Consider the following 9,892-nt stretch of genomic DNA (forward strand, 5'->3'; position numbering starts at 1 on the left):
CATTCGTGGTGAGAGTGAGGGTGATGGTCGGACCCGGTCAGGTGACGTCCCGCTCCCCGGCATAGAGCGCGAGCGGAAAACACTCGGTAATCAGGATCACGGGGCGCCGCTCGATGATGATGCGATAGGTTCGGCACACGGCAGCGCCACCGTCGGAGCTCACGTCCATCCCGACGTCCAGAACCTCGCGATAGCTTTCCAAACCGCTGTCGCGAATCAGCACACCGATGCCGATCTCCCGATCGATCAGGCGCTGGCGGAAGCCCGACGGGATCAGCTCGGTACGAATCAGCGAAAACGCCTCGGCAAAGCTGCGACCCGAATCCGTTCCGCGCAGCCGCGCATCGCGGATCAGACAGCGATCGCCGGGCGCGATCTGAATCGCCGGAACAGGCTCCTCGGCAGTCTCGAAACGCTGCTCGAGTGTATCGACCGTGACGGGCTCCCAGAAATAGGCTTCGAGGATCTTGGTCACGGTCCCGTCCGTCACCAGGAGCGCACGCAGGAAGGCCGGAAGCACCCGCAGCGGCACCGGCTCCTCGGGAGGTGCGGCGATGACGCCGTCGCGGACGAAACCGTCGCAACGGAAGGGTGCCTGAGCGGATTGCGCCCCCTGGTCCTGCACTGAACGACCGTAGAAACGGCGCATCTGGATCTCCTTCGGGCCGACGAGGGCGGTCTTCCGACGCATCATCGGCGTGATCGATCGGGCACAATTCTGCCCCACGGGGATGAGACGTTCCAGTTCGGACGCACGGGGACGCGCCATCTCGATCGACGACGGATCGCCGCTGCTCGGCGCTCAGGCAAGCGATGCCGATCCGTCGCCGAAAAAAACCTACACACCCCACCGTGGCGGACTTGATACGTGGCTAAATTTGCCTCAATCTGTACGCTGATTCGCGTCCGGGGCCAGCGCCTCGCACTCCTCGGAGTGAGGCAAAAGCAACAGACGCGAGATCAGTCGCCTGCCTCAGCCCAACCTTCCCGGCACCTTCGGGCGGGACAAGGCCCGAGGTTGGGAAAAACCCGCGGTTATGTGTTATATACATAGGGCCTAGTGGCCAACTTTGGAGACTTAAAACGATGACCAAGATTGTCAAGCTCGCTTCCCTGTCCGCTGTTGCCGTTCTCGGCGTTTCCTTGCTGGGCGGTTGCACGACCGACCAGACCGCTCGCGACATGGCTCAGCAGGCCATGGACACTGCCAACAGTGCCCAGGCTTGCTGCAACGCCAACACCGAGCGTCTTGACCGCATGTATCAGAAGATCATGGGCAAGTAAGACCCTCCCGAGGGACTGCGCCGGCTTCCCACGAGTTGTGGGATGCCGGTGTCCTCTTTGACAGCCCGCTCTACCGCCTCCCAGTCGATCTTCACGCCGTCGGTGTCCTTCACCCATTGAGGGATCACCTCTCTCGCACTCTTCCGAACGCTTTTCTCGCCGGTCTGGACCTCCAGGTAGAGGTCGTCTCCACGCCATCCGACCTTATAGGGTTGATCGATGATGTTGACCTCGGTCGAGATGTCGGTCAAACCATACAATTCTTCGATGCCCTCGGGATACATGCGGATGCAGCCGCCGCTGACTTCCATCCCGAGGCCCCAAGGTTGACTGGTCCCGTGGATCAGGTAATCCGGATTGCTCAGACGCATGGCATACTCGCCCAGCGGATTGTCGGGACCCGGCGGTACCGTCGGCGGCAGGATATGGCCGCGCGCGGCATGGTTCGCGCGGGTCATCGGGCCGGGTGTCCAGGTCGGATCCTTGCGCTTTTCGATCACCTTGAAGCTGCCCAACGGCGTGCTCATCGCATCCTTGCCGACGGTGATGGCGTAGATGCGCACCTCGTTGGGGTCATTCGGCGGGAAGTAGTAGAGTCGCTTTTCGGCTCGATTGACCACGATGCCGGTCCGCGGCGCATCCGGAAGTACGTAAAGGGCCGGAACCATTACGGGCGTGCCCTCGCCGGGCACCCAGATATCGATGCTCGGGTTGGCTTGACGCATGTCGTCGAAACCCAGCCCGTTCTGGCGCGCGATGTCCAGCAAGGTATCCTGCGCACGCGCCTTGAAGTAGAAGGGAACCCCCACCACGGAATCCTTCGGGTTCTCGAGGCGGAAGGTCTCGGCCTCGGCACCGTCGATGGCGCCGAAGCCCAAGACAGACGCGCAGACCGTCGTGACGATCCACGCGCGTTTACGTCGGCCAAGATCGAAATCGCTCATACACTCTCTCGCTACTGTATCGGTTGAAATCGGATGAAGAAACTGTCGCGATTGTCTCACGTCCGCAACATCGGCGTCGCCGCCCACGTCGACGCGGGCAAGACCACGTTGACCGAGCGAATCCTCTTCTACACCGGCGCCTCCTACAAGATCGGCGAGGTCCACGACGGCGCCGCCCATATGGACTATATGGTCGAGGAGCAGCAGCACGGCATCACCATCACCGCGGCGGTGACCAAGGCTCCTTGGCGCGAGCACCTGTTGCAGGTGGTCGACACACCCGGTCATGTCGACTTCACGATCGAGGTCGAGCGCGCCATGCGCGTTCTCGACGGCTGCATCCTGGTGCTCGACGGGGTACGGGGCGTGGAACCTCAAACCGAGACGGTGTGGCGTCAACGCACCCGCTTCAATCTGCCGACCCTCTTCTTCGTCAACAAGATGGATCGCCCGGGAGCGGACTACCGGCGAGCGCTCGACGCGGTCAGGCGGCGCCTGAAGATCGAGCCGGTCGCCATCACCTTTCCGCTCCCGGACGAGGGCGCGGTCGTGGATTTGATCGAGCGAAGGCGGATTGGTTTCCTCGGCGAACAGGGAGACACGCTCGTCGCCGAGCCGTGTTCGGACGCGCTCTGGGACGCGCTCGCGGATCTGCGCGAATCCCTGTACTTGGCTGCCGCGGAGATGGACGAGGGCCTGGCCGATTGCGTCCTGGCCGGCGAGGAGCCGCCGCCCGAGGCCCTGCGCGCCGCGATCCGTCGCGGCACGCTGGCGGGCCGCTTCTGTCCCTGCTACGGCGGAAGTGCGCTCCGCAATCTCGGGGTTCAACCGCTGCTCGACGGGGTGGTCGATTTCCTGCCTGCCCCGCTCGACCGACCCTCGGCCCATGCCGTACTGCCGGACGGGACCGAGGTCGAGATTGCGATGGGCATCGAGGGTCCGCTGGCGGCCCTCGCCTTCAAGGTTCAGCTCTGGGAAGGACGCCGTCATGTCTTTGCGCGGATCTATCGCGGAACCTTGGCGCCGGGCGACGCGGTGGAGATGCCGACCTCGACCGCCGGGGCTCGGCGCGAGCAGGTCGCACGTCTCTTCGACGTCGATGCCGGCAAGAAGACCCGCATCGATCGGGCCGAAGCCGGCGAGATCGTCCTCCTGGCCGGACTGCGCCACGCCTCGACCGGCGATACGCTCTGCGCCCCCGGCCACCTGCTGAGCCTGGAACGGATCGAGGCCCGCTCCCCGGTGCTGGGCCTGGCGATCGAGCCCGTCGCCGGCACGGACGAGGATAAGCTGCTCGAGGTCCTGGACAAGGTGCAACAGGAAGACCCGACCCTGCGCGTCGAGGAGGATCCCGAGACCGGCCAGCGGCTGCTGCGCGGCATGGGCGAGCTCCACCTTCAGATCGTGCTCGAGCGCATCGAACGCGAGTTCGGCGTACGGATCCGCAGCGGCCGACCGGCCGTCGCCGTGCGCGAGACCATCCGTCGGTCGGCCTCGGCGGATGCGGTGTTTGCACCCCCGCCGACACCCGACCCACGTCAGCAGGCCCTCATGGCGCGCGTCGCCCTCGCGATCGAACCGCTCGCGCGAGGAACCGGCGAGCGGATCGAATGGGGCGCACGTGTCATCCCCGAAGGGGCAGAGGCGAGCACGGCGCAACGCGAGGCGATCGAGCAGTCGCTGGGATCGACCCTGACGGCCGGGCCTTTGCTCGGCGCCCAAGTCCAAGACATCCTGGTGCGGATCACCGAGGTCGAGCTGTTCGGCGCGGCATCGAGCCCCGAGGCGCTGGGCGCGGCCGCATCCAAGGCGCTGCGCCAAGCGCTCGAGCGCGCCGAGCCGGCGGCCATGCACCCGATCATGCGGGTCGAGGTCGTCATCCCGGAACCGAGCCTCGGCACGGTCTTGGGCGATCTGCAGGCACGACGCGCCCTGATCCAAGGCACCGAGCCCGTCGGCGAGGACGTGGCGATCCGCGCGGAGGCCGCCCTCGAACCCCTGCTCGGCTATGCCACGGCGTTGCGCAGTCTCACCCAAGGCCGGGGGCAGTTCAGCATGGAGTTCGACAGGTTCGACGTCTAAACCGCGTCCGACAGGATACGCAACGTTTCAGGATCGTTTCGGCCTTGGTGAACACAGGCGGATTTGGAGAGACGCGGTTTAGGAGAAAAATGCACAGGAGGTTTTTCTCGGGCGCCGCACGGACACTGCGGAATGTCTTAAACCGCACCGACTCCAGCGGTCGTCAAGTCTGCCGGAGCCGATCCAATCCAAAAATAGCGCAGACCGCTTTGGGCACGGTTTAAGTCGCGACGGGATCAGCCTTTGAGGCTTTTGGGGCGGGTGATCGAGATCAGCTGAGCGCTGCCGCACGGCAGGGCGCTCCAATCGTCCGGCATCTCCAGGCGGGCGACGGTGGCGGTGGGCAGGAGCTTGCCATCGTCGGGGATCTCCAGATCCTCGCCGACGAGGTGCATGAGGAGCTCTTCGAGGCCCGGGTTATGGCCGACCAGCAGGACAGTCGCCGCCTCCGGGGAACAGCGCCCGAGCACGGACAAGAGCTTCGGGACCTCGGCCTCGTAGATGTCGACATCCCAGAGGATCTGCTTTTTCTTGATGTCGAGACACTTGCAGACCTTTGACGCGGTCTGCTTGGCGCGCTCGGCCGGGGAGCTCACCACCAGATCCGGGACCAAGCCCTCCCGAAAGAGCCAGGCTCCGACCTTGGGTGCATCGCTCTTTCCGCGTTTGGCCAAGGGACGATCGAAGTCGCTCGTCGCGACCGAATCCCAGTCGGACTTGGCGTGTCGCAGGATAAGGAGCTCTCTGGGCATGGAGAAGAAGGGGTCGACGTAACTCAAGCAGGGAACGAACAAATCTTGGTCGCAGTAGCGGGCGTTTTAACATATCCGTCATCTTCAAGGAAATGAGGATTCCCCGCGCGGCACACGCCGCCACTCACTGCACCGCAGCCAGCAGCCGATCCATCATCCCTTTGGCCTGTGCGAGATAGCCACCGCCGAAGAGGTTGAGGTGATTCAAGACGTGGTAGAGATTGTAGAGGATCTTCCGTGTGCCGTACTCGGGCGGCAGCGGCCAGGTCTCGCGATAGGCCGCGTAGAAGTCGGACCCGAAGCCGCCGAAGAGCTCGGTCATGGCCAGATCGGTCTCCCGATCGCCGCAATAGACAGCTGGATCGAAGATGACCGGCTCGCCCTCGCGGGTTGCGCCGATGTTGCCGCCCCAAAGATCGCCGTGCAGCAGAGAAGGGGCGGGGCGGTGGCCGATCAGGTCGCCGAGGAGCGACATCAAGCAGTCGCCCGAGTCCGACAGCGCGCGACCGTAGCCGTTGCGGGCCGCCAGATCCAACTGGAACCCGAGCCGATGTACACGCCAGAAGTCGACCCAATCGGAGGCTCGCGCGTTGTGCTGAGGGGTCGAGCCGATGGTGTTGTCGCGATGCCACCCGAAGTCGGGGGCAGTGAGTCGATGCAGCTGCGCGAGTCGGCGGCCCGCCTGCGCACCGTCCAAGCGCCCGGCGAGGTCCAGATACTCGATCGCCAGATAGCTTTGGGCGCCCGCGATGCCGGTGCAGACCGGCTCGGGAACCCGGATCGCATTCGCCTCGCGCAGGGCGGCGAGACCCTCGGACTCCGCCTCGAACATCGCCAGCCGGTCGGCGCTGTTGAGCTTGACGAAATAGGCCCGCGCACCGTCGGCGAGGACGACGGCGCGATTGATGCAGCCGCCTCCGACCGATTGCTCTTGTTGGACACGGAAAGGCCGTCCGGTTGCACTCGCGATCTGGCGCGCGATCGTTTCGCGATCATTCATCCGGATCGATACCGGTTACTCGGCTGGGTCACTCGTCGGGGTCACGCATCCAGACCATTCATCGGGGGGCTCCTCGACACCCCGAGCGGCACGTCGATGCAAGGGACTCGAGCGCGGGAAATGGGCGCGCAGGAAGGCCATCTGATCCGCCAGGACATGGCGTCCCATCAAAAAGATGTACTCGGCGTGCGTCGGCGTGAAGGGCACGGCCAACAACTCCATACCCGCTGCTTCCGGCGTACGCCCGGCCTTGAAGTTGTTGCAGCGCAGGCAGGCGGTCACGACGTTGTTCCAGACATCCTTGCCGCCGCGACTGGTGGGACGCACGTGGTCGCGCGACAGATGGCGACCCGAGAAGCGGCTGCCGCAATACATGCACATGTGGTCGTCGCGGTGAAACAGGGTGCGGTTCGACAGGGGTGGTGCATAATCGTCCTGAAGCTTGTTCAGGGCGTGATGTGTCCCGTAGGTCGCGATGATGGAGTGGATCTCCAAGCGACTCTGTCGGTGAGTACGCGAGTTGATGCCCCCGCGCAGCTCGAACAAGGCCTCCCCGCAGGCATAGGCTACCTGCCCGAGGAAATACAGCCGAGCGGCAACCCGGTAGTCCACCCATTCCATCGGCATACCCGCCAAATCCGTTCGCAGTACCTGTTGATTCAGTGACAACATAGCGGCGTTACGGCTCGGAATTTGCGAGCATGATACACAGTTGACTTTCTTGCGCAACCCGGCGCCGTCACGCGTTTTCGCAACAGCACGTTGACACGCCCATGCTTTAACCCATTGATCATTCACAGCCGCCTCGCAACGCCGCGAAGGTGTACGGGGGAGGCTTACGGCGACCTGGCAGCGCGGCCCATGCAATATTCAACCAATTGATTAAAAATATGTTTTCAAGTTGGCCAAAAAGTTTCCAAACCAACAAAACCGTAACAACGGCGCCTGCTCGCATCCGCTTTACACCAGTCATCCCCAGACTTACCCACAGGATTTGTGAGTTGCTCGGGTTTCATGTTCCGCGACAAGTGATTGCCGGTGTTTCCTAGGGAAATGCAGACGTCACGCGCCTAATCGACGACTGCCACCCATCCTCGGGGGCCCGCCCTCAGAGAAAGCGCTCAACCAACGTGTCGCCCGACCCGTACCGAAAGCCCGGCTCGATCCTGCGTGTTGCCGTCGCCGCACCGCTGATGGATGCCTTCGATTATCTGCCGCCGGCGCCGGAGTCGGACGGCTGCACGGCAACCTCGTCCCTGTTGCCCGGTCAGCGCGTGCTGGTGCCCTTCGGACAAGGTCGGCGCGTGGGCATTCTGCTCGAGCTGCGCGACACCTCGGATCAGGATCCCGCACGCCTGAAGCCGATCGAGCGCCCCCTCGACCCTCGCCCCGTCTTGGGCGCGACCGACCTGACCCTGATCCGCTGGGCGGCGGACTATTACCGGCAACCAATCGGCGAGGCACTCTTCAGCGCACTCCCCGCCCGTCTGCGCCAAGCCAAACCCATCCTGGACGAGCAGGTCCCGGGCGTCTCGGCAACACCCGCCGGCCGGACCCTGGACCTCGAGACGCTGCGGCGGGCACCAAAGCAACGCGAGCTTCTCGCGCTGGTCAGGTCCGTACCCGAAGGGATTCCGGTGGCCGATCTGACCGCATGCTTGGGTCCATGCGCCGCGACGTTGCGCAGCCTGCGTGCACGCGGCCTGTTGGAGACCTGCCGCCTCGCGCCGACGGGGCCCGTCACGCACGCGCCCCGCCCCGAGCCCGCCCCCGGCCCCGAGCTCAATGCCGATCAGGCCGAGGCCCTGCGCCGGGTCGCGGCCGGACTCGGCGGTTTCAGCCCCTTCCTGCTCGACGGCGTGACCGGCAGCGGCAAGACCGAGGTCTATATCCGCCTGATCGAGGCCGCCGCCGCGCGTGGTGATCAAACCCTTCTGATCGTTCCCGAGATCGGTCTGACCCCGCAGTTGCGCGAACGCTTGACCTCGCGCCTGCCCGACCCGCCCGCCGTGCTGCATTCCGGGCTCGCGGCAGGAGAACGCGAGCGGGCCTGGCACCGCGCCGCCTCCGGGCGTGCAGGAGTCGTGCTCGGGACACGCTCGGCGGTCTTCGTGCCCCTGCCGCGGCTCGGGCTGATCCTGGTCGACGAGGAGCATGACGCATCGCTCAAACAGCAGGAGGGCTTCCGTTACTCGGCACGCGATCTCGCCGTGCGACGCGCCCAACTGGTCGGTTGCCCGGTCGTGCTCGGCTCGGCGACACCCTCGCTCGAAACGCTTAACAACGCGCAGACCGGACGCTACGGCTGGCTGCGTCTGCCGCAGCGCGCGGGCGCGGCCTGCACGCCGCGGATCTCGCTGCTGGACATCCGCAATCAGCCGCTGCAGGCCGGGCTCTCCGCGGTCCTGCGCGAAGAGATGCGCACCGAGATCGCCGCCGGCAACCAGGTGCTGCTCTTCCTGAACCGCCGCGGCTATGCCCCGGTGCTCACCTGTCACGCCTGCGGCTGGGTCGGCGACTGCCCGCATTGCGACGCCCGCCTCACGCTCCATCTGGCTCGCCGACGCCTCTGGTGTCATCACTGCGGTTGGACGCGGCCGTTGCCGAGTGCCTGTCCGGACTGCAAGGGGACGGATCTGCGCATGCTCGGACGCGGCACCGAGCGGCTGGACGAAGAGCTGCGCCCCCTGTTTCCGGGCGTCGGCATCGCCCGGCTCGACCGGGACACCACCCGACGCCGTGGCGAGCTGGCGCGCCTCCTCGACGAGATCCGGCGCGGCGAGGTGCAGATCCTGCTCGGCACCCAGATGCTGGCCAAGGGACATGATTTCCCGGGCGTGACCCTGGTCGGCATCCTGGATCTCGACCAATCGCTCTACGCAAGCGACTTCCGCGCACCGGAACGCACCGCGCAACTGATCGTTCAAGTCACCGGACGCGCCGGACGCGCCGAGCGCCCCGGACGGGTCGTCCTGCAGACCCGCCACCCCGAGCACCCACTGCTCCAAAGTCTCTTGCGCGACGGTTACACGGGCTTCGCGACCACCGCCCTTGCCGAGAGACGCGAGGCCGAGCTGCCGCCGTTCAGCCATCTCGCCCTGCTGCGCGCCGAGGCCCCGGCCGCCGAGACCGCAACGGCCTTCCTGAATCAAGCGCGCCTGATCGCCGAGAGACCTGGCGAAGGCCGTGCCGAACCGCTCGCCGAGCTCGGGGTGCAATGCTACGGCCCGGTCCCTGCCCCGATGGAGCGCCGCGGCGGACACTACCGCGCCCAGCTTCTGATTCAGTCGTCACAACGCCCGCAGCTGCAGCGGTTTCTGGCCGGCTGGAGCCTCGCCCTGCGCACCTTGCCCAGAAGCAAAGGGCTGCGCTGGTCACTGGACGTGGATCCGCAAGAGATGTACTAATTGTCGAGCCCTTGCTGTTGCCGAGCTTCGCTTTAGGGCGACTAAAGTCGCCCCGCAGACATGCGCAGTCAACAACGACAAGGCGTGGCGGCAGGCATCAACGATCGATGACCGACTCGATCCGACCGGGGATGACAGCTCTATCCCGAGCACAAGAAACCAAAGAAAGATAGCGATGGCACTAGATCAGCAATTCCCGCCGCCCCGGGGATGAGCGGTGACGATGGCCACGCATCGGCGGTGCAGATCAGCAGGCGCAGGGCAGTAGTCAGCGTCTGACGACGCCGTGGTCCGTGGTTGGCGATCCGTTCGTTCCCCTCAAGTGACACGTCGAGCACCTTCAGTCACGGCTTGTGACTAGGAGGTGTCGGGGACCAAGGCGAATGTCGGCGGAGCGATGATCCTAAAAAGAGCAGTTACACC

Annotated in this window: 8 protein-coding genes; 3 read left to right on the forward strand and 5 right to left on the reverse strand. The window is 65.1% G+C overall.

All coding sequences use genetic code 11. The features are described from left to right. Nucleotides 1-37 precede the first annotated feature (37 nt). On the reverse strand, nt 38-649 hold the full coding sequence (locus B4N44_RS12235) for a chorismate--pyruvate lyase family protein (RefSeq protein ID WP_296701193.1): 612 nt from the start codon (nt 647-649) through the stop codon (nt 38-40). A gap of 437 nt (nt 650-1,086) precedes the next feature. On the opposite strand from B4N44_RS12235, the gene B4N44_RS12240 reads away from it, so the two are divergent. Beyond that, nucleotides 1,087-1,284: an alanine-zipper protein gene (locus B4N44_RS12240; protein ID WP_007192175.1), complete on the forward strand. Its 198-nt coding sequence runs from the start codon at nt 1,087-1,089 to the stop codon at nt 1,282-1,284. Here B4N44_RS12240 and B4N44_RS12245 read toward each other — a convergent pair. After that, nucleotides 1,263-2,228 carry a L,D-transpeptidase family protein gene (locus B4N44_RS12245; RefSeq protein WP_296701183.1) on the reverse strand — a complete coding sequence of 322 codons (966 nt, stop codon included), beginning with the start codon at nt 2,226-2,228 and terminating at the stop codon, nt 1,263-1,265. The genes B4N44_RS12240 and B4N44_RS12245 overlap by 22 nt on opposite strands. Nucleotides 2,229-2,261: 33 nt before the next feature. Here B4N44_RS12245 and B4N44_RS12250 point away from each other — a divergent pair, with 33 nt between their 5' ends. Beyond that, complete coding sequence (locus B4N44_RS12250) at nt 2,262-4,310, forward strand: elongation factor G (protein WP_296701185.1); 2,049 nt, start codon at nt 2,262-2,264, stop codon at nt 4,308-4,310. Nucleotides 4,311-4,546: 236 nt separating this feature from the next. On the opposite strand, the gene B4N44_RS12255 is transcribed toward B4N44_RS12250, so the two are convergent. The 3 genes from B4N44_RS12255 to B4N44_RS12265 form a co-directional block, all read right to left on the reverse strand. After that, nucleotides 4,547-5,062: a SixA phosphatase family protein gene (locus B4N44_RS12255; protein WP_296701195.1), complete on the reverse strand. Its 516-nt coding sequence runs from the start codon at nt 5,060-5,062 to the stop codon at nt 4,547-4,549. Between the two features lie 124 nt (nt 5,063-5,186). Beyond that, complete coding sequence (locus B4N44_RS12260) at nt 5,187-6,062, reverse strand: fructosamine kinase family protein (protein ID WP_296701187.1); 876 nt, start codon at nt 6,060-6,062, stop codon at nt 5,187-5,189. Nucleotides 6,063-6,077: 15 nt separating this feature from the next. Then, nucleotides 6,078-6,734 (reverse strand): HNH endonuclease, encoded by a 657-nt coding sequence (locus B4N44_RS12265; protein WP_296701189.1) that lies wholly within the window; start codon nt 6,732-6,734, stop codon nt 6,078-6,080. Between the two features lie 458 nt (nt 6,735-7,192). Between B4N44_RS12265 and B4N44_RS12270 the strand changes: the two genes are divergently transcribed. Beyond that, the gene (locus tag B4N44_RS12270) at nt 7,193-9,469 is read left to right on the forward strand and encodes a primosomal protein N' (protein WP_296701191.1); all 2,277 of its coding nucleotides are present in this window, start codon (nt 7,193-7,195) and stop codon (nt 9,467-9,469) included. Nucleotides 9,470-9,892 lie beyond the last annotated feature (423 nt).

This window comes from Thiocapsa sp. UBA6158, assembly GCF_002423035.1.
GTDB lineage: Bacteria > Pseudomonadota > Gammaproteobacteria > Chromatiales > Chromatiaceae > Thiocapsa.

Bases quoted from the DNA above. Each gene is read 5' to 3' on its own strand.
- B4N44_RS12240 (WP_007192175.1), top strand. From the start codon at position 1,087: ATGACCAAGATTGTCAAGCTCGCTTCCCTGTCCGCTGTTGCCGTTCTC.
- B4N44_RS12235 (WP_296701193.1), bottom strand. From the start codon at position 649: ATGCGCCGTTTCTACGGTCGTTCAGTGCAGGACCAGGGGGCGCAATCC.
- B4N44_RS12265 (WP_296701189.1), bottom strand. From the start codon at position 6,734: ATGTTGTCACTGAATCAACAGGTACTGCGAACGGATTTGGCGGGTATG.
- B4N44_RS12250 (WP_296701185.1), top strand. From the start codon at position 2,262: ATGAAGAAACTGTCGCGATTGTCTCACGTCCGCAACATCGGCGTCGCC.
- B4N44_RS12245 (WP_296701183.1), bottom strand. From the start codon at position 2,228: ATGAGCGATTTCGATCTTGGCCGACGTAAACGCGCGTGGATCGTCACG.
- B4N44_RS12260 (WP_296701187.1), bottom strand. From the start codon at position 6,062: ATGAATGATCGCGAAACGATCGCGCGCCAGATCGCGAGTGCAACCGGA.
- B4N44_RS12255 (WP_296701195.1), bottom strand. From the start codon at position 5,062: ATGCCCAGAGAGCTCCTTATCCTGCGACACGCCAAGTCCGACTGGGAT.